The organism is Marinomonas ostreistagni (genome assembly GCF_016461785.1).
GTDB classification, from domain to species: Bacteria; Pseudomonadota; Gammaproteobacteria; order Pseudomonadales; family Marinomonadaceae; genus Marinomonas; species Marinomonas ostreistagni_A.
In genome coordinates this window covers 1-20,218 of record NZ_JAEMUH010000006.1, presented here as the reverse complement: position 1 = coordinate 20,218, position 20,218 = coordinate 1, and the positions used below count along the sequence as shown (strand labels likewise).

Genomic DNA, 20,218 nt, shown 5'->3' with positions numbered 1-20,218 from the left:
AATTAAATAAACCCTTCGTTTTTTAGCGCTTGGTTAATCGCTTCGCTCCAGCCTTTTGGCCCATATGAATCGGTTATCCATACGTCATTTCGATTAGGGATTTCTGGTGGCGCGTGGACTGGCGAACGCACTACCACAGGAATATTGGCCTTGCTTATCATTTCAACGTCGTTCTCCCCATCACCTAAAGCAATACTTTTGACCGTATCAGAGGTACAAGATTGATAGCATTCTATAAGCCATTGCATGGCGATTGCTTTATCGCAGTCTTGCCCCATAAGATGAACAAAACGTCCGCCTTTTTGGACTTTGATGCCTTCCTTTTCCATGAGACTGCGAAACTCAGCCAAAGCATTATTTGAATCATTCCAAATTAGAGGTTCAGTGAACTCTCTTTGCATAGAGAGCGCTGCTGTATTGAAGTCGAGCCCAGTGTGCTCCATTAGTTGCTCTTTCGTAAGGTCGTGATAACCAATAAAGTCAAACTGGGATTTCATGGATTGAGCAACCTTAATAAGCTCTTGACGATTGGGACCAAATGCTTTCACCCAAAAATCACCACATTGTGCCCATTCAGGGTTGGGATCGAAACGGCTGTTTATGGGCAGATAAATAGCCGCCCCGTTCTCAACGATAAACGGATCCTTGTGGCGCAGTGCATGACGAAGCTCTAAAAGTTCAGCATAAGTCTTGCTAGTGTTTAAAACACAAGGAATTCCTAGTGTTCTTAAACTGCTAAGCGCGTCATTGGCCGCAGAAAAGTTATAGTCGTAATGATCTAGTAACGTGCCATCTAAATCTGTAAAGACTAATAAAGTAGTCGTCATACATTCGGTGAGGTCGCTTTAATAGCGTTCTTCACCTTTCCTCCTTTGCAAAAACCAGTCAATGTACCTCTGACCTGTTTTGGGACATTCACTGTACCGATTGGCATAGTAGTGAAAGCAATATGCTTGCCAGAGCACGAAATTAAAATAATGTGTGTGTTAATTTAGCGTTTGTTCAACACAGATTTGTGACAGCGAAAGCTCTTGAATTCAAAGGGTTTAGAAAAGAATGAGGTCATTGCTGTAAGCCCTATCAAAGTGAGCATTTATTAACCAGATCGGTTGCTGATGTGCGGTGAATAGTCTTCAAGATTGGCGTTGTGGTTGTTATAGATTTTGCACCATTATGGTTCGCTGTTTGTGCGTCTGCACAATGATATGAAACAAATATGCCAGTTTGTAGAACAAGAGTTTTCTGACTTGCTCAAGCTCTAGGAATCTGGTCTTGAAGTAAAAAATGCTGCCTTTTAAAACCATTACTGGTGACTTGTATGGGTCAGTTGCTTAGTTTTGGGTGATTCGACTCTTTTCAAAAACTATACTCTTAAACATGAGCTGTTTGCAGTATTATTTCAGATGATTATTTTGGAAATATTAAATATACCGAGTTTTACTCTGAAAAAAGGTAAATTTCGATATTTGCTTTCTGAGATGGTCGAGAAGGATTTTTCTTATTTTACACTTTAAAAGGCAGGTCATAATGGACTCTTCAACGGGTATTCCCCGTCCACAACTTCAATCCTTAGACGATATTCTTCCTCAAGAGCCACTTTTGATGATGGGAGCTGGCCCAGTTCCTATTCCTGAGCGCGTTGCCAAAGCCAACTCAGTTGTGATTAATCATTTAGGCCCAACTATGGCCAAAGTGATTAACCAAGTTAAAAGCATGGCACGTTACGTGTTTCAAACGGAATCCAAGTGGGTGCTTGGTGTCGCGGGACCTGCCTCCGCCGCGATGGAAATGTCGGCAGTGAACTTGCTGCAACCGGGTGAAAAAATCTTGTGTTTGAACAATGGCTTCTTTAGTCATCGAATGGCTGAAATGGCAACTCGCATTGGCGCGGACGTTCATGAACTTCATATCCCAGTACATGAAGCTGCAGACCCTGACCGTGTGCGTAAGGCGATCGAGCAAGTTCGTCCCAAAGTGATCAGCATGGTGCAGGGCGAGACATCTAATACCGTGTGTAACTACACATTAAAAGACATAGCAAAGATTGCTAAAGAGTATGGTTGCTTAGTCGTAGTGGATGCCGTGTGTACGCTAAGTACCATGCCACTGAAAATGGATGAGTGGAATGTTGACTGCGTGATTACAGGGGGGCAAAAGGGGCTGTCGTCTATCCCAGGGGTATCACTGGTTGCTTTCTCAGATGATGCTTGGCGGGCTATTGAAAATCGCACAACGCCACTGACACATTGGTGTTTTGATGTCCGTTTAGCGGAAAACTTTTGGCACCGCGATGGCTATCACTACACAGCGCCAGTGTCTGGGATCATGGCCTTACATGAAGCCCTGAAACTAGTTTGTGAAGAGACTCTTGAGCAGCGTTTTGCGCGTCATTTACGTTGTTCTCAGGCGCTACAATCCGGAATTCAAGGTATGGGGCTTGAGTTGTTTATAGAGCCGCCTGCTCGACTCAACTCGGTTGTGGGAATTAGCATTCCAGAGGGGCTGTCCGCAAAACAAATCTGTGACCATATTTCAGCGACTTATCGAGTTGAGATTGCTGGCTCTTTTGGCCAGCCGATTGTGCGAATTGGGCAAATGGGTGAACAGTGCCGAGAACACAACTTGTTCAGAACGCTTCATGCATTTGGTAGCACCATGCGTGACCTTGGTGTAAAAGTAGACCAGCCTAACGGTATGGCTGAAATGGAAGCTTATCTACAGAAAACACCTAGACTGATTCATCAAGATGTAGCGTAATTGACTTTTTAGACATTAAAGTCATCGAAATCCCTGTTTTAGCAAAAAAACAGGGATTTTTTTATTTTTGGTCTAAGCTCAATTTATGCTTCGAAAGAGCCTGAATTCTCGTTGTGTGAATGACATTAATATTATCGATAAGCGTGTTTTTTACACATTTTGCACAAAAACGTTACTAGTGACAGGGTTGTGACAGGTTAGCGGAGTATGTTCTACAACATGGATGTATAGATACATCTTTTATCTAAATACAAAAACAATAAAAGCAGGAGATAAAGTCATGCTTAAGACCATGTCAATGAAGTCTGTTCTCGTTTCAGGTGCTGCGGCGTTAGCGATCGCAGGTCAAGCGCAAGCTTTCGAGCAATCACGCAGTGCGGAATGTATTGCGCCAGCAAATCCTGGTGGTGGTTGGGACTTCACATGTCGTAGTGTAGGTAAGGTATTGACCGACTTAGACTACATCAAAGGTAACGTTCAAACTGTCAACATGGCAGGTGCTGGTGGTGGTGTAGCTTTTGCGCACACTGTAAGTAAACGTGCTGATGATGAAGCCCTAATTGTTGCAGCAAGTACGGCTACAACAACTCGCCTTGCTCAAGGCCAATTCCCAGGCATGAATGCTGACCAAGTTAAATGGGTGGGCACACTGGGTGCAGACTACGGTGTTATCGCTGTAGGTAAAGATTCAAAATACACTTCTTTAAGCCAAATGATGGAAGCCTTGAAAAATGACCAAGGTTCCGTGAAATTTGCCGGTGGTAGTGCATCGGGTGGCTGGGATCATTTGAAAGTCCTAATTACTGCGAAAGAAGCGCAAGTAGAAAACCTTCCAAAAATTCGTTACCTGGCGTTCAGCGGTGGTTCTGAAGCTCTTGTTCAAGTAGTGGGCGGCCACGTTGATGCGTTTACAGGTGATATCTCAGAAGTTAAAGGCTTCATGGACTCTGGTGACCTACGTGTCCTAGCGGTTCTATCTGAAGAACGTTTGCCAGCGCCATTCGATCAAATTCCAACTGCTATGGAGCAGGGTATTAGCTCTGTTGCACCAAACTGGCGTGGTTTCTATGTACCAGGCGAAGCGAGCCAGGACTCATACGACTGGTGGGTAAACACAGTAGATGAGTTGTACCAAACTCAAGAATGGAAGGATGTGATGACCAAAAACGGTCTAATGCCATTCAAAAAATCAGGTGAAGAGTTCACTCAATTCGTGAAGAACCAAACTCTTGATATCCAAATCCTATCTAAAGATATCGGTCTAATTCGCTAATTAGACCCGATTTGAGGGGGACCCGCTCCCCCTCAGTTTTTTCCTTGTTATTGTTGGAGCAGATACATGCGTATTACCGACCGTGTGTTTGGGGTTCTATTGCTTATTTTAGCCGTTACCTACGGTTATGAAGCGACGAAGTTTCCTATACCTTTTGGTGGACAGGAATCCGTAGGGCCTGAAACATTCCCGATTCTACTGTCTATTATTTTGGCGATTGGCTCTATCTACATGATCGTTAAGCCAGACGAAGATGCAAAATGGCCAGCGGTTTCAATGCTTATAGAGTTAGGTATTGTCTGCTTGGTATTAGTGTTATTCGCCTTTGGCCTTGAGTATGTAGGCTTTGTTTTATCGGCAACTCCTGCTGTTGCGTTCCTATGTTGGCGTATGGGGGCAACCCCAGGAAAAAGTTTGCTAACCGGTGCTATAACATCAGTTGTGATTTACGTGTTGTTTACGCGTGTGCTCGAGTTGGCGTTACCTTCAGGTATTTTGGGGCTGTAAGTTATGGGTACGATTGAACTATTAATGCAAGGCTTTGCGGTGGCGTTGTCACCTGAAAGCATTATGTTCGCATTGATCGGTGCTATTTTAGGTACCTTGATTGGTGCGCTACCAGGATTAGGTCCTGCGAACGGTGTGGCGATTTTGATTCCATTAGCGTTTAGCTTGGGGCTGTCTCCTACTTCTTCTTTAATTCTTTTAACTTCTGTTTACGCAGGGGCGATGTACGGCGGTCGTATTTCGTCGATTCTACTAAACATTCCGGGTGATGAGCCGGCGATGATGACGTGTCTAGACGGTTATCCGATGGCCGTCAAAGGTAAAGCTGCTGAGGCATTGGCGACTTCCGCTATTGCATCGTTTATCGGTAGTTTTATCGCCACAATCGGTCTGGTTATTTTAGCGCCGATTCTAGCGAAATTTGCTTTGAAATTTGGCCCTGCAGAATACTTCGCATTGTTTGCGTTAGCGTTTGCAACACTGGGTGGTATTACCGGTAAAAACCAATTTAAGACACTGATCGCTGCAGCGCTAGGTCTAATGATCGCAACCGTTGGTATAGACATTTCGTCTGGTGTTCAGCGATACACCTATGACAGTTTGCATCTGTTTGAAGGTATTGACTTCCTTATTGCGATTGTTGGTTTGTTTGCTATTTCCGAATTGTTCTTCTTCCTAGAGCAACATGCAGGTGACGGCCTTAAGCAAGTGGCGCTCAACAAGCTGAAATTAACCGCTAAAGACATTTTATTTGTATTGCCTGCTTCGTTACGTGGTGCGCTGTTAGGTTTCGTTTCAGGTGTATTGCCAGGTGCGGGTGCTTCCTTGGGGAGCTTTGTTAGTTACACGCTTGAGAAGAAAGTATCTGACACAGGGGAATTTGGTAAGGGTGACCCACGCGGTGTTGCGGCGCCAGAAGCGGGTAACAACGGTGCTGCATCCGGTGCGCTAGTACCAATGCTAACCCTAGGTGTGCCAGGTAGTGGTACTACAGCAGTATTGCTTGCCATGCTGATCTCTCTAAACGTAAACCCAGGTCCTATGTTGTTCCAGCAAAGTCCTGATCTAGTTTGGGGTGTTATTGCTGCATTATTCGTAGGTAACTTGGTGCTGCTACTGCTTAACATCCCAATGGTGGGTGTGTTTGTTAAGCTACTTAGCATTCCGCCGAAGTATCTAATGCCGATTGTGACACTGATTGCTTCGGTAGGTATCTTTTCAATCACGGGCAGTGCGATCGATTTGTACTTCATGGTTGGCTTCGGCATCATGGGTTACGTACTACGTAAAGTGGAAATTCCACTAGTACCAGTCATTCTTGGTATGTTGCTTGGCCCTGAAATGGAGAAAAACCTTCGCCACGCGCTTGTTCTATCTGACGGTGATTGGACAGTACTTTGGAGTAGTGGTTTGAGTATTGGCCTGTGGGTCGTTGCGCTTGCTGGACTGATTCTACCAATGGTATTTGGTAAGATTCTTCGTACGAAAATGAAGCGCTCGAAGGATGGTCTGACCGATTAAGGGTTGCTAAACTGAATAATCATTAGTTGGCCACAAGTCCGATTGAGAGGATCAATCGGGCTTGTTTCGTTTTAGGCTGCAAGGAGTAGGTATGCGGATTTTAGTGGTAGAAGATACTGAGGTCCTAGGGCAAGCAATATGTGATCGCTTATCTAGCATAGGCCATGGTGCAGACTTGATTCAAGATGGTAAACAAGCAAACGAGTTTTTGCGATATCAATCCGTTGATCTCATCATTCTTGATTTAAACCTACCAAATGTGTCCGGTTTACAGATATTGCAAGCTTTACGACAGCGAGAAGATGCTACGCCAGTGTTGATTTTAACCGCACGAGACCAAGTGGATGATCGGATTCGACTGCTCGATGCAGGTGCGGATGATTATTTAACGAAGCCGTTCGATTTTGGCGAGCTTGAAGCTCGCTGTCGTGCCTTGCTAAGACGCAAACAAGGTTATGCTTCCAACATCACAGAGCATGGTAATATCACCGTAGATCGGGACAGCCGTCAGGTGATGGTGGACAAAGAAGTTCGTGCGATTACGAATAGAGAATTTCGGTTATTAGAAATCTTTTTAGGGCATTTAGGTCGAGTGCTAAGTAAAGATGAAATCACGGAACACCTTTTCAATTTTGATGAGACTCCTGGCCCAAATGCGATTGAGCTTTACGTGGCAAGGCTACGCAAAAAGCTCTCAGGAAGTGATTTGGTGATTAGCACCTTGCGAGGCATTGGCTATGTGGCGGAGATCTCTACGTCCGTTAAACGGGTATGAGCGTCAGCTTGATTATCAGCATTCTCCTTCTTTAAGGGGGCGGTTCATTGTAGTTGGTGCCTTTACAATTATTTTGATTGCTTTATTGGCGATTAAATTGGTGTTTGACTACAGTGAACGCTTAGCTGATATTTCTTACGATCGCTTGTTACGCAGCGCCTTGTTGCAAATGGATGAAAATGTTGGTCAGATTGAAGGTGAAATCACTATTGATATCCCTTGGTCAGCCTTCGCCACGCTAGCTCAGGCAAGTGAGGACCGAGTTTTCTACAAGGTTGAAAGCTCCTCCCAAGGTTTTATTACGGGTTACTTTAATTTAGATTCCTCGCCTGCTTTGCCCGTCGACTATGGCACTATTCAGTTTTTTGATCGAACATACTCTGGTGAAGTGTTGCGCTTCGCTTGGTTAGAACGTTATATCACCGAGCCAGATGCTAGTGGTACCGTGCGAACGGTGCTTGCACACACGCGTTTATCTAGGGAAGAGATGGCGGCTTCTATTACTCAGCGGGCCGTTGAACTAATTACTCTGGTGGCGTTGGTATCGATTGCTTTGATTGTTATCGGCAGTCAGATTGTGTTGCGTCCATTGCATCGAATTGAGCAAGTTTTAGAGTCTCGAACCCCAGGGGATCTGACGCCGCTTACATTGAAAACTCCTCGAGAAACCTATCATTTAAAAGTCGTCATCAATGATTTTATGTTGCGTTTGCAAAGTAACCTGGAAGAGTTAGAAAACTATACAGGAAACGCCGCACACCAATTGCGTACACCGATAGCAAGTCTTAAGGCGTTAGCAGAAAACGCGCGTGATATCGGTAGACCAGAGCAGCAACGCCAAGCTCTGGAAAAGATCATTGAACAGTGCGAGGCACTAAGCGATACGGTAAGTTTTCTCTTGAACCAAGCGACGATTAGCCATCGACTGCAATCTCAGCCAATGGGCTTAATTGATCTGGTTCAGCCTGTCCGTGAGTCTTGTCGAGCTCAAGCTTTAACGGCACTGCGCAAAGGTGTCATGCTGTGTTTTGAGAGCGAGCTGGAAGAAGCCATCATTGTTGGGGATACTGTTGCAATCGAACAAATGATGCAGAATCTAATTGAAAACGCGGTTCGCTATAGCGTGTTAGAAAACGGCGTCGAACAAAAAGAAGTGGTGATTCGCATTACTCCCATGCCTAATGTTTATCGTGTCGAAGTCATGGACCAAGGGGTAGGGATTAGTGATGTTGATAAGCAACGCGTTTTTGAGCGTTTTTATCGTGGTCGCTATGACATAGCAGGCTCAGGTGTTGGTTTATCGTTAGTCAAAGACATTACAAAGTATCATCAGGCTGATATTACCTTGTCTGATAATCACCCTCACGGCACCGTGGTAACGGTTGATTTTCCTGCTTTTAAGTTTCGGGAGGATAGCTAATGAAACGATTTATCGTATGGTTTAGTTGCCTATTCGCATCGGTACTGCATGCGGAGCCGATTTGGTTCGGTTCTACGAGTGCAACAAGAGTGCTGTATATTAACTCCACGTTGGATATGAGCTCGTTTAGGCCTTTATTGGAACGCTTTGTCACACGTCATCCTGACATTCGCGTCGGCTACATCGATGTTAATACGCTTGAACTGTATTACTTAACCGTTTCTGAGTCTGCACAACCAAGCGCAAGTTTAGTGATTAGCAGTGCCATGGATTTACAGTTAAAGCTAGTGAATGACGGCTTCACGCAACCGTATCGTTCTGATGAAACTGCGCGACTTCCAAGTAAAGCGAAATGGCGCAGTGAAGTATTCGCTTTCTCTTATGAGCCTGTTGTCATGATGGTGAATAAAAAGGCGTTTGCAGAGATAGACATGCCTCAAGATCGCCAAGCGTTGCTCAGTTATATTCGCCAGAACGATGAGTACGTATCCGGTCGAATGGGAACCTATGATATACGCAAGAGTGGAGTGGGCTATCTTTTAGCCAGCCAAGATGCGAGGCAAGCAGATGCTACCTGGGGACGTATGTTAGAAGCTTTTGGCAGTCATGGGGTGAAAACCTATTGTTGTTCCAGTGATATTATTGATGATGTTGCCAGCGGGAAATTAGTGGTCGGCTACAACTTGTTAGGGTCCTATGCTGCGCAGCGAGCCAATAATGATTCAAGCATTGAAATGATCATTCCCAAGGACTACACCCTCATGCTTATGCGTACAGCAGTTATTCCAAAACATGCACCAAATGCCCTAGATGCCGGTCTTTTTATTGATTTTCTGCTATCAGATGAAGGGCAATCTCTGATGACCAGTGAGGAGTTACTGTATCCGATACGTGCCTCTGAATACGAGCCTCATTTTGCCATGCCCATCGGGCCGACCCGGACGATTCGAACGGTAGATTTAGACCAACAGCTGCTAGTGGGGCGTGATTTAGTAAAGCAGCGTCGCTTTATCAAGAACTGGGAGCTGGCTCTAGAGCTTAGCAGTGATGATTAACAGCTTACTTGTCTTAATTGCCTAGGAGCATAACCGAAGTACTTTGCAAAGGCATGAGTTAAAGCGCTTTGTGAACTAAACCCGACTTGCTCTGCTATCAATGATAATGGCTTTCTGGTCGTAACGATCAGCTCGTGAGCGCCTTCTAGGCGCTTTTTCAAAATGAATTGATAGGGAGAGATGCCAGTCTGTTTGATGAATAGCTCATTGAAGTGACCACGACTCATGTGATTCATATCCGCGAGCTGTGCTACGCTTATTTTGTCTGCAAGATGGTGTTCGACAAAGCTCTCAATACAGGAAATATTAAGCCGATTGTAAAACTTTGTATCTGGCTTTTCACCTACGATCCGACAATACAAAGAGGCCATTAAGCCCATTGAGATGTTGAGGTACGCCTCTGGGAAATGGTTAAAATACCTTTCTTCATTTTGAATGCATCGTACCAGTTGTACTAAGTTGCGATCTGCCTCGAAATAGCATGGGTTATCAAAGAGTGAATCAACCCGAGTATGAAAAGAGAGAATCGGTAGGTCGATGATCACCTGACGGCTGTCTCCTAAGCCTTTATAGCAATGCTTTTCTGTTGTAGGGATAATGCAACCGCGTTGTGCATTCATGGTTTCTCGAATGCCGTTGATGTCGAACAGAGCTTCATCGTTGACGTGAAAAATGATCTGATGGAAATCATGACTGTGTGCATGACAATGATTGGGTAAAAGGACATCTCGAATTTGCATAGGCGTTCTTGTTATGTTTGTTATAAGAGGATTTTTCCCTAAATTGAATTGGTATTCAATTAAATTGCGTTTTTCGAATAGTGCCCCATTTCTGAGGCACATTTTCAATAATGATTTCTATTTACTTTTGCGTGAAAGTTTGTACAAACGGTCAGCTACGACCATGTGGTTTGGGTTAGCTTCTCAGGTAGCCAAGTGGCCAGTTCTGGTATCGCTAGGACAGCGGTTAAAACCATTATCTGTATCAATATAAATGGGATGACACCTGCATACATATGTTTCAAGGTAATGCTTGGTGGCGAAATCGCCCGCAGATAGAAAATGGATGGCGCTAATGGTGGTGTGAGGTAACTGGTTTGTAGAATGACCAAGAACGCTACACAAAACCAAATTTCATCAAAGCCTAAAAGTCTTACGATTGGCATCGCTACTGGGATGATGATCAACACAACAGACATCATGTCTAAAAGAAAGCCCGCTATGAAAGCAATCAATAAGATCATGGCTAACACTGCATAACGGTTAAGACCTGAGTCCATTAGCAAGGATTGCACCGTTCCCATACCACCAGTTGCAAAGAAAATCCCAGCAAACATATTGCCAGCCATGACGATCATTAAGATCATGGCAGAGATATTGACGGTGCGTAGCACTGACTCCCACAATACGGATAGTGAACAGCTACGATATAAAACGGACAACAACACGGCACCTACGGCACCACAGGCTGAGGCTTCTGTCGGTGTGGCTAGACCTAATAAAATCGTACCTAAGACAGTGAATATTAATGCTGCCGCAGGCAGTAGTGCTGTAACGGTCAGTTTTAGCTTTTCAGATAATGGTACGGCCGCAGCCTCTTCATGGTCTGAAGGCGCTAGGCTCGGTTTTAGAGTTGCGGCTAATATTACATACAGAATAAACAACCCAGCCATCAATAAACCAGGAAGCAGTAGACCGTTAAATAATTGCCCAACAGAAACCCCCGCAACAGGTCCTAAAACGATAACTGTAATGGACGGCGGGATGGCGGTCCCTAAAGAACCACTTGCGCAAATGACTCCGGATAACAAGCGCTTGTCATATTGGTGCTTGAGCATGATGGGAATGGCTAATAGACCAATTACTGCTTCTGTTGCCCCAACTACGCCACTTGCGGCAGCAAAGATAGTCCCTAGTAGAATAGTACCAACACCAATCCCACCAGGTAGGCGGCGAGTCCATAAATGGATCGCGTGAAATAGACGTTCAGCTATACCAGACTTTTCCAGCATAGCGCCCATAAAGATAAACAAAGGAACAGCGGCTAATACTGAATTGGAAGCGGTTTCTTCTATTTTCGACAGTAATTGATAGGCGACCACATTTTCAAAAACAAGGTAACCGAATGCCGCTGCACTCAGCATCATTGCAAACGAAATCTGCAACCCTAAGAAAATCAGAGCAATCAGCGCTGGAAACATGAGTAAAGATAAATATTCGCCCATGGGTTAGTGCTCCTTTCCAGTGGTGATGATCAATAGGTTTTTAAGTAGTTCGGAAATGAGTTGTAGGGCCAGAAGCAGAAAGCCAATGAACCAAGAGGTGTATACCGGCCACATCACAGGGTTCCATGCTGAGCGGCCAGAGCGCTCGTGGCGTACAAAGGCTTCATAGGTGTAGTGGGCGAGTTCCCATGTAAGCCAGAACATTAGTGGAATCAGTGCTAGGTAAAATACAGTACGCAGATAAGCGACAGCTGCTATAGACAAATGTAGTGTGACAATGTCAACGCTGACGTGTTGCTTCAAACGTAAAGCATTGGCCATCCCCAGCATGAATAATGCGCCCATTACCATATAGCTGATTTCATAAGCCCATAAGGTAGGTTGATTTAATACGTAGCGGCTGAATACTTCATAAACCAGCGCAAACGTCAGTGGCAAAATCAATAGGGCTGCCAACGCTCCAAAAAGGCGTGTTACCCCATCGAGGAAGTGGATGAGTCTCATAGTTGCTTTCAATGTAAAGATTGGATGGACAGCAGAAGCTCTTAGGCTTCTGCTGTGGATGTATTTCTTTCAGCTAGGGGCAAAATTGATAATGATTTAGCTTTCTGTTTTACCGATTTGCAGACGGTATTCAGGCCAGCTTTGGATTTTCTCCTTGAAAGCACGTTGAGAAGCTAAGACTTTTGCGAACCAAGTGTTCTCCTTGGCATGACTGTCTTCCCAAGCTTTTGTTTCCTTTAGGACTGCGCTGATGAAGCTTGGGTCCAGTTCGACTAGCTCATTGTTACCTGCTTTCAGTTCTTCAAAAGCATCTAAGTCTGCATAGGAAGCTGCTAACCAAGAATCAAATACAGACAGCTTGCCGGCTTGGCGAAGCAGGTTTTGTTCTTGATCGGATAGTTTGTCCCAAGCGCGTTTGTTGACTTCACACTCTAAGACGCCACCGGATTGGTGAATACCAGGGAAGATTACGTATTTAGCAACTTCTTGAAAGCCTGTTGGCTTGTTCATTTCAGGGCTTCCCCATTCGGCAGCATCAATGACGCCGCGTTCTAGAGCGCTGTAGATCTCACTACCTGCCATTACGACGGTTGATGCGCCTAGGCGCGAAGCAATTTCAGCCCAAGCACCGGAGGTGCGTAGTCGAAGACCTTTGAAGTCTTCCAGTGTACGAACGGCTTTGTTGGAGTGTAAGAAAATCTCTGTGCCCAAGATGGAACAAGGAAAAGCAACCACATTGAACTGCTCAAGACGGTATTGTTCATACAGTTCTACACCGCCACCTTGGTACATCCAAAGCATGAATTCTTCAGGGGTTAAGCCACTTGAGTGACCTGCTAATAATGCGGTAGTTGGGTCCATGCCATAATCATAATTGATGTAGTTATGACTGATTTGAGCGACGCCAGACTGAACAGAATCGGTGACTTTCAGCGCGCTGCCAAGGGTGCCACCTGGGAATAGCTTAATATTAAAACCGCCATTACTTAGGGTATTTACATGGTCCACAAAGCCTTGCGCATCACGTTCTAGCCAAGGACCACCGGACCAAGGTGTCGCCATACGCCAGTTATTTTCCGCAAGGGTTTGAGTGGAAAGAGTTACGGCCAAAAGACCTGTTGCAAGACCGAATACTTTTTTTAATTTCATCTTGGTTCCTTTGTCATTCAATTGGGTCATCCTTTTAGAAATAGGTGCTACATCCCTGAGCACCTTGTTGGGGTGGGGACTACACTCCAAACTCGTTTTGCATGGTTTGAGCTCGTTCCATGCAGGCGTTCATTGCGCGTTCAATGATCTGGCTAAAGTGATCGCCTTGCAGGGAGAAAATGGCTTGCTCCGTGGAGCCTTGTGGAGACATAACGTTCTGCATTAAGGTCGATAGTGAAAGGGGGCTTTCAGTGGCCATTTTGGCCGCGCCTAAAGCTGTCTGCTGGGCTAGGTTTCGTGCAGCTTCGCTTGATAGTCCTTGCTTCATGGCGGTTTGCTGCATCGCTTCAAGCATTAAAAAGAAGTAAGCTGGCGCACTGCCGGATACCGCGGTTACAGCATTTAATAATTCTTCGTCGTTCACCCACTCAACCATACCAACTGCTTTGAATAGGGTTTCAGCTAAGCTTTTTTGTTGGTTAGTAACTTGCTGGTTGGCATACAGGCCTGATGCACCCACACCAATGAGGGCCGGTGTATTAGGCATGCAGCGTACGATAGCGACATTTGTCTTGAGCCAAGTTTGTATTGCGAAACAATCAACACCTGCTGCAATAGAAATAATCAGAGGTGGTGTTTTTCTGTTTTGGATGACTGATGCGATTTCAATGCAGACATGCTTTAAAATCTGAGGTTTGACAGCCAACACCAATACATCAGCCTTAGTTGCCGCGAGTAAGTTGTCTGTGGTGGTGTGAATACCATATTTTTGCTGCTGTGCTTCTAAAATCTGAGGCTCAGGTGAAGTTGCGGTGATATCTGTTGCAGAATAGCCGGAGTGAATGAGTCCGCCGTACAGTGCACTCGACATGTTTCCTGCACCGATAAAGGCAATGTGTTGTGACATTTAAAAAAACCTCGAGGTATGCAAATGAGAAGTGAATATGTAAACCACTTCGCGACTTTTAGAGGATTTTATGGAACTCGGAAGGAATTAACGTGCGAAAAACTCAGCACTTCATGATCAAAAAATGGAGGAAGGTATTTTAAGTTATTCATGGCCCGTAAGTACGGACCATGAATCAGAGGCTTAATACGGTATTAATTTGTAGTCTTTTGCTGCATGCGACGAAGGAATTCCGACATGATTTGCATGTACAGCTCGTCACCTAAGTATTTGTCTTCGACACCACGATCGATACTAGGGTTGTCATTCACTTCAATCACATAGCCGCGACCTTTTACTTCTTTTATGTCGACACCGTATAAACCGTTACCAATCGGTTTGGTTGCGGCGATCGCAGCTTGTAGGACACGGCGCGGTACTTCGAACGTTGGCAATGTATCAAAGCCGCCGCTTTCACTTTTTGATTCGCCGTGCTGGTAAATCTGCCAGTGGTTTTTCACCATGTAGTAACGACAAGCAAAGATCGGCTTGTTGTTCAAAATGCCAATACGCCAGTCGAATTCGGTGTACAAGTATTCTTGTACCAGCAATAAACTCGACTTCTTAAATAACTCATCTAGACACTTGGTCAATTCCGCACGATCTTGGGCTTTTAAAACACCTTTTGAAAACGCGCCGTCAGGAATCTTAACCACCATAGGGTAGCTAATGTGCTGTTCCAAGGCGTCTTCAATATTGCTTTCACCTTTATGGATAATGCGAGTTTTCGGGCTTGGTACTTTGTGTGTATTGAACAAGTCCGCTAAGTACACTTTGTTAGTACAACGCATGATTGACTGCGGATCATCCATTACCACTAAGCCATAGGCTTCGGCTTTTTTGGCAAATTGGTAAGTATGGTGGTCAATGTTAGTTGTTTCGCGAATAAACAAACCATCGTATTCTGGCAAGCGTACGATGTCCTTTGGACCAATGATGTCTACTTGGATACCCAGTTGCTTACCTGCTTGTACAAACTTTTTAAGGGCTTGCTTATCACTTGGTGGCAGTTCTTCTTCTGGGTTTACCAACATGGCCAAGTCAAACTTAATGCTGCGGCTTTTACGCGCTTTGCTCCATACCTTATTGCTAAAGCCGTCAAGTGCCTCGGCAAACAAGGTTTCTTCCGCATCGTCTAGTACTTGGTGTGATGTCGCTTTTAAAGATTTCACTTGCCACTGTTTTTTAAAGCTTAAGGTGAACTCAATGACTGGAGACGGAAATTTCTCAAACAACTTACGTGCGAATTCCTTCAGTTCTGGGCGTAAAGTGTTACCAAATACTGCGTGGCCTTTAATGGTCGTTGGTTCGTTCGGTGTGCCAAGCTTCTCAGCCAAAGCTGGTAGCCATTGGGATAATTCAATGTCGTAAAGAGCCTTTTTGTTAAGGTCATTTAAAGTGCGAACCGATGGCATTACATTCTGGCCACGGCTTTCTGCAAGCAAAGAGCAGTAGTAACCGTCTGATAAATAGCGACTGCTCTTACACAAGTTAATAATGCGTGTGCGATCGTTCGCCTTCGTTGTAAGGGAAAGATATTGGGGGAAGGTGATGACGTGATCACTTGGAAGAAATGCTGACCAGTCTTTTAATTGATCGACCACGATGTAAGTTTGTGCCATGCAGAAAAGTCCTTCTATAGGCTTGTTGATATGCGCGGATAATGCGCTCTTTTTTGCTTTTCTAATAGTAGTCAATTATTCAAATTTTAAGCATATTTAGGACTATATTTTCAATAGGCCGTTGCCCTAGAATCCGCTTCATTATTATTGTCTTGGTTAAGGCTCAGAGGGCCTTTTTATGACATCAAACATACACGTTCGCATTGCACAGCTTTCCGATTTAGAAGCGCTAGATATCCTTGAAAAAGAGGCATTCCAAGGAGACCGCATGAGTCGCCGTAGTTTGCGGCATGCCATTAAGGCGGAGACGTCTGTCATGTTGGTTGCTTATGAAGATGAAGCGCTTCAAGGGTATGCATTGGTACACTTCTTTAAAGGACGCGCCCATGCTCGCTTGTATTCCTTAGCGGTATCGCAGCATGCCCGTGGCAAGGGAGTTGGATCGCTATTGCTTACGCAATCCGAAAAGCACGCTGCGAAGCACGGCTGTATTTCTTTGCGACTTGAAGTCAGTGAAAGGAACGAAGCTGCGATTGCGCTTTATAAGAAGCTAGGTTATCGAACCTTTGGTAGTTATCAAAACTATTATGAAGACACCAGTAATGCGGTACGGATGCATAAACGTATTCGAGCATTTGATGACAAAAGTAAGCTCTTAAAAGTACCTTATGTTGGGCAGCGCACGCCGTTTACCTGTGGTCCTGCTTCTTTGTTAATGGTGTGTGCGGCGAATGATGAAAGTGCGGATGTTTCCCTAGAGCATGAATTGGATATTTGGCGTGAAGCCACGACTATTTACATGACCAGTGGTCATGGCGGATGTCATCCAACAGGGCTTGCGCTGGCCGCAAAGCGTCGCGGCTTTGATGCTGAGGTCTGGTTGAATGATGATCAGCCGTTGTTCCTTGATGGTGTTCGTGATGAACTTAAGAAGACAGTGCTTGCTGCCTGCCATAGTAAGTTCTTGAAAGAGAGTGCTGCAGAAGGTGTGCAAGTCCATGGTCAGCCTATGACGGTATTGGATTTAAAGCAGGCTGTGGATGGGGGGCAATGGGTGATAGTCTTAATTAGTACTTATCGCTTTGATGGCAAGAAAGCTCCTCACTGGGTGGTTGTGACGGGTTATGATGAGCAGCATATATATGTGCATGATCCAGATTTTGAGGATGATGTTGCCTTAGTCGAATGTCAGTATGTGCCTTTGTTAATCACTGACTTTGAGAAAATGAGTAAGTTTGGCCGCTCGCAGTTGCGAGCGGCGGTCTTAGTTTCAAAAACTAACGCAGAATAAGTACGGGTACTGTACTTTCCGTTAGCATTTTGGTGGTGTTGCTTCCCACAAAAAACTGCCTAACTTTTGAATGGGCGTAAGCCCCCATGGCAATGAGATCAATATTATGCTGCTGTTGAAATGACAGCAGTGTAGATTGAATGTTGTCTCCTTCGATCATATGACCTGTTACGTTGAAGCCCAGATCAACTAGTTGGGATTTTGCTTGATCTAGGGTTTCTTGTTGGCCAGTTTTATCGCGCTTAACCATAACCAAGTGGCATGGAATATCCTTGAGTAAAGGACTATTGGCGATTTTCTCAAGCGCTTTGATAGAGGTTTCGCGACCATCGAATGCGACCATGAAAGAGCTTGGTGCCGAGAACTCACTTGGAATGACCAAAATGGGTTGTGATAACGTACGAGCAGCATGCTCAAGGTTAGAGCCAATCACATGTTGCTGACAATGCTCAGTGCCTTGTTTGCCGACAATAAATACTCGTGCGTCTTGCTCGAGATCGCTAAGCGTTGTGACGAAATCGCCGTGTCTTTGAAGCGGTGTCGCGCTTATGTCATTTTGTTGCAAATGCGCTTGTGCACCGTCAAGAAGCAGGCGTCCATGTTCCAACGCAAGCTTAGCGCGTTTTTCATCAAGCTCAGTTAGCTCTGACAGCAAATGCTCACGACTGCTGAAGCCAATGGTGCCAGATAAATCATGAGTTTGAGAGTTTGCTTTCTCTAGTGCGTGAAGCAAGGTGACAGGCGCTTCTGTTTTCTTTGCAACCCATTCAGTGGCATTAAGCACTTGCTCAGTTAAAGGTGATCCATCAATGCAAGTTATGATCTGTTTCATACAACCTCTCCTTAATGGCCATTTAAAAGCTTTTCAGCTTCTTCAGGTTTGTTGTGTACGCCAAATTTGTCAACTACCGTTGCAGTCGCTTCATTCATCCCGATCACATCAACATTTGCTCCCTCGCGACGGAATTTAATCACGACTTTATCTAGGGCTGATACCGCGGTGATATCCCAGAAATGCGCTTGAGACAGGTCAATGGTCACATTCGGCACAACTTCTTTGAAATCAAATGACTGATTGAATTGCTCTGATGAGGCAAAGAATACTTGGCCAACGACTTTGTAAGTTGTGTGCTCGGCAGAGTGTTCGTTTTTTACCACCATGAAACGGCCAATCTTGTTGGCAAAGAACAATGAAGCAAGTAAAACACCAGCGAATACACCTAATGCAAGGTTATGAGTAGCGACAACAATGGCTACGGTGGCCAGCATGACAACGTTTGTCGACATTGGGTGATGTTTAAGATTGATAACCGATTCCCAGGAGAAGGTACCAATAGAAACCATGATCATAACTGCGACTAGAGCAGCCATTGGTATTTGGCCAATTAGGTCATCTAGGAAAACCACCATGATGAGCAACAACACACCAGCTATAAAGGTGGATAAACGACAGCGACCGCCGGACTTAACGTTGATAACAGATTGTCCGATCATAGCGCAGCCTGCCATGCCGCCCATCAAGCTAGCACCGATGTTAGCAACCCCTTGACCTTTACATTCACGATTACGATCACTAGTGGTGTCAGTTAATTCATCTACGATAGTGGCGGTCATCATAGACTCCAGCAAGCCGACAACCGCAAGACCCAATGAGTAAGGCAAAATAATCATCAGTGTTTCTAAGTTAAGAGGAACATCCGGTAGAAGGAAGATAGGCAAAGAGTCTGGTAGCTCCCCCATATCGCCTACGGTTCGTATGTCTAAACCGACCGCAAGAGAGAAAGCCGTTAGAACAACGATACAAACTAACGGGCTTGGCAAAGACTTACCGATGACAGGTAGGTAAGGGAATAAGTAAATGATACCCAGTCCTGCAGCCGTCATTGCATAAACATGCCACGTAACGTTAGTTAACTCAGGCAATTGTGCCATAAAGATTAATATTGCTAGAGCATTAACAAAACCTGTGACAACTGAGCGTGACACAAATCTCATCAAACTACCGAGTTTGAGATAGCCAGCAATAATCTGGAACACACCACATAGAAGGCTGGCCGCGAGTAAGTACTCTAAACCGTGTTCCTTAACCAGAGTTACCATCAGCAAAGCCATGGCACCTGTGGCAGCAGAAATCATTCCTGGGCGACCACCTAAGAAAGAAATGATTACCGCAATACAGAAAGAAGCATATAGACCAACTTTCGGATCAACCCCAGCAATGATCGAAAAGGCAATCGCTTCTGGTATCAAAGCTAACGCCACCACGGTACCGGACAATACGTCACCACGTATGTTCGAGAACCACTCTCTTTTTAATGTATCAGTCATGGACACCCTTTATTCAATAGAGAAAACGCAGCTGAGTAAGTGCGACACCTTGCATGTCATACGCTGCTAAATGAAGCGTCACATTATAAAGAGACATAATTGTGAACGCAATTTGATCGAAATCGCCCTGACTGTACCTTGGTACAATAGATATGTACGACTAAAGAGGCTAGCTTTGGAATAAGTGTAAATTTAAGTAGGGATTCTACCATGAGCGACAATCAACAATCTTTCGTAACACTCGGTGAACCAGTTGGCTTCGTGACCCAATTGGATGGCTCTGTTAGAGCTCAATCAGCTAACGGACAAGAGCGAGTATTGAAAGTTGGCGATCCAATTTTTCAAGGGGACACACTGGTTGCGGCAGCAGAAAGCAGCGCAACAGTAAGCTTCACTGATGGTACGGAAATATTTGTTGCTGATGCCTCAGCGGTTGAAATTAATGATGAAGTTCTATCTTTAGCCAAAAATACACAGGGCGATGCTGGATTATTTTTGGAAAACCCTAATGGTGCCGATTTTGTTGCTGATGGTGGTGCTGATCTTACAGCGCTTCAGCAAGCCATCTTAGCTGGACAAGACCCTACTCAAGTTCAAGAGGCACCGGCCGCAGGTGAAACGCCAGCAGATGATAATGTTGGTGGAGTAACAGTTGATATCGCACGTTCAAGTCAAGAAGCAAGTCCTACTTACGGCTATGATACTGAAGCACAAGCTGATGATGGCACTGTAACAACGGATGACAATTCAGAATCTGCTGCCGCGTCAGCAAATCAAACCGAGCCGGCCGCAGAACCAGAAGCTGAGCCAGAACCAGAAGCTGAGCCAGAACCAGAAGCTGAGCCA

Annotated in this window: 18 protein-coding genes; 9 read left to right on the top strand and 9 right to left on the bottom strand. The window is 45.0% G+C overall.

What is annotated here, in order from left to right; translation table 11 throughout:
* Positions 1-2: 2 nt before the first annotated feature.
* A complete protein-coding gene (locus JHD44_RS07145) occupies positions 3-827 on the bottom strand; it encodes an HAD-IIB family hydrolase (protein ID WP_199462081.1) in 825 nt (274 codons plus the stop codon).
* Between the two features lie 700 nt (positions 828-1,527).
* Here JHD44_RS07145 and JHD44_RS07140 point away from each other — a divergent pair.
* From JHD44_RS07140 to JHD44_RS07110, 7 genes are all read left to right on the top strand, one after another.
* Entirely contained in the window at positions 1,528-2,757 is a 1,230-nt protein-coding gene (locus JHD44_RS07140; protein WP_199462080.1) for a pyridoxal-phosphate-dependent aminotransferase family protein, read from the top strand.
* 280 nt (positions 2,758-3,037) lie between these two features.
* Positions 3,038-4,030 carry a Bug family tripartite tricarboxylate transporter substrate binding protein gene (locus tag JHD44_RS07135; RefSeq protein ID WP_199462079.1) on the top strand — a complete coding sequence of 331 codons (993 nt, stop codon included), beginning with the start codon at positions 3,038-3,040 and terminating at the stop codon, positions 4,028-4,030.
* Between the two features lie 66 nt (positions 4,031-4,096).
* Positions 4,097-4,537, top strand: a complete 441-nt coding sequence (locus JHD44_RS07130; protein WP_133560157.1) for a tripartite tricarboxylate transporter TctB family protein — start codon at positions 4,097-4,099, stop codon at positions 4,535-4,537.
* Between the two features lie 3 nt (positions 4,538-4,540).
* Positions 4,541-6,058: a tripartite tricarboxylate transporter permease gene (locus JHD44_RS07125; RefSeq protein WP_199462078.1), complete on the top strand. Its 1,518-nt coding sequence runs from the start codon at positions 4,541-4,543 to the stop codon at positions 6,056-6,058.
* A gap of 91 nt (positions 6,059-6,149) precedes the next feature.
* Entirely contained in the window at positions 6,150-6,833 is a 684-nt protein-coding gene (locus JHD44_RS07120) for a response regulator transcription factor (protein WP_199462077.1), read from the top strand.
* Positions 6,796-8,253, top strand: coding sequence for a sensor histidine kinase (locus tag JHD44_RS07115; RefSeq protein ID WP_199462076.1), 1,458 nt, complete (start codon positions 6,796-6,798; stop codon positions 8,251-8,253). The genes JHD44_RS07120 and JHD44_RS07115 overlap by 38 nt, the downstream gene beginning before the upstream one ends.
* The gene (locus JHD44_RS07110) at positions 8,253-9,308 is read left to right on the top strand and encodes an ABC transporter substrate-binding protein (protein ID WP_199462075.1); all 1,056 of its coding nucleotides are present in this window, start codon (positions 8,253-8,255) and stop codon (positions 9,306-9,308) included. Before JHD44_RS07115 ends, JHD44_RS07110 begins: the two co-directional genes overlap by 1 nt.
* Here JHD44_RS07110 and JHD44_RS07105 read toward each other — a convergent pair.
* The 6 genes from JHD44_RS07105 to JHD44_RS07080 all read right to left on the bottom strand — a co-directional run bounded on the left by JHD44_RS07105 (position 9,305) and on the right by JHD44_RS07080 (position 15,753).
* Positions 9,305-10,048 (bottom strand): helix-turn-helix domain-containing protein, encoded by a 744-nt coding sequence (locus tag JHD44_RS07105; RefSeq protein WP_199462074.1) that lies wholly within the window; start codon positions 10,046-10,048, stop codon positions 9,305-9,307. The two genes, JHD44_RS07110 and JHD44_RS07105, sit on opposite strands and share 4 nt — an antisense overlap.
* Positions 10,049-10,203: 155 nt before the next feature.
* Positions 10,204-11,532, bottom strand: coding sequence for a TRAP transporter large permease (locus JHD44_RS07100; protein ID WP_199462073.1), 1,329 nt, complete (start codon positions 11,530-11,532; stop codon positions 10,204-10,206).
* Positions 11,533-11,535: 3 nt separating this feature from the next.
* The gene (locus JHD44_RS07095) at positions 11,536-12,036 is read right to left on the bottom strand and encodes a TRAP transporter small permease subunit (protein WP_199462072.1); all 501 of its coding nucleotides are present in this window, start codon (positions 12,034-12,036) and stop codon (positions 11,536-11,538) included.
* A gap of 96 nt (positions 12,037-12,132) precedes the next feature.
* The gene (gene dctP, locus JHD44_RS07090; RefSeq protein ID WP_199462071.1) at positions 12,133-13,185 is read right to left on the bottom strand and encodes a TRAP transporter substrate-binding protein DctP; all 1,053 of its coding nucleotides are present in this window, start codon (positions 13,183-13,185) and stop codon (positions 12,133-12,135) included.
* A gap of 79 nt (positions 13,186-13,264) precedes the next feature.
* Entirely contained in the window at positions 13,265-14,092 is an 828-nt protein-coding gene (gene proC / locus JHD44_RS07085) for a pyrroline-5-carboxylate reductase (RefSeq protein WP_199462070.1), read from the bottom strand.
* A 194-nt stretch (positions 14,093-14,286) separates the two neighbouring features.
* Positions 14,287-15,753, bottom strand: a complete 1,467-nt coding sequence (locus JHD44_RS07080; protein WP_199462069.1) for a RimK family protein — start codon at positions 15,751-15,753, stop codon at positions 14,287-14,289.
* A gap of 178 nt (positions 15,754-15,931) precedes the next feature.
* Between JHD44_RS07080 and JHD44_RS07075 the strand changes: the two genes are divergently transcribed.
* Complete coding sequence (locus JHD44_RS07075; RefSeq protein WP_199462068.1) at positions 15,932-17,044, top strand: GNAT family N-acetyltransferase/peptidase C39 family protein; 1,113 nt, start codon at positions 15,932-15,934, stop codon at positions 17,042-17,044.
* On the opposite strand, the gene JHD44_RS07070 is transcribed toward JHD44_RS07075, so the two are convergent.
* Together JHD44_RS07070 and JHD44_RS07065 are read right to left on the bottom strand one after the other, a co-directional pair.
* Positions 17,031-17,876, bottom strand: a complete 846-nt coding sequence (locus JHD44_RS07070) for a universal stress protein (protein WP_199462067.1) — start codon at positions 17,874-17,876, stop codon at positions 17,031-17,033. The two genes, JHD44_RS07075 and JHD44_RS07070, sit on opposite strands and share 14 nt — an antisense overlap.
* Before the next feature lie 11 nt (positions 17,877-17,887).
* A complete protein-coding gene (locus JHD44_RS07065) occupies positions 17,888-19,372 on the bottom strand; it encodes a SulP family inorganic anion transporter (RefSeq protein WP_199462066.1) in 1,485 nt (494 codons plus the stop codon).
* Between the two features lie 210 nt (positions 19,373-19,582).
* Between JHD44_RS07065 and JHD44_RS07060 the strand changes: the two genes are divergently transcribed.
* Positions 19,583-20,218, top strand: a 636-nt coding sequence (locus JHD44_RS07060; protein WP_199462065.1) for a retention module-containing protein, incomplete at its 3' end; no start/stop codon positions are given.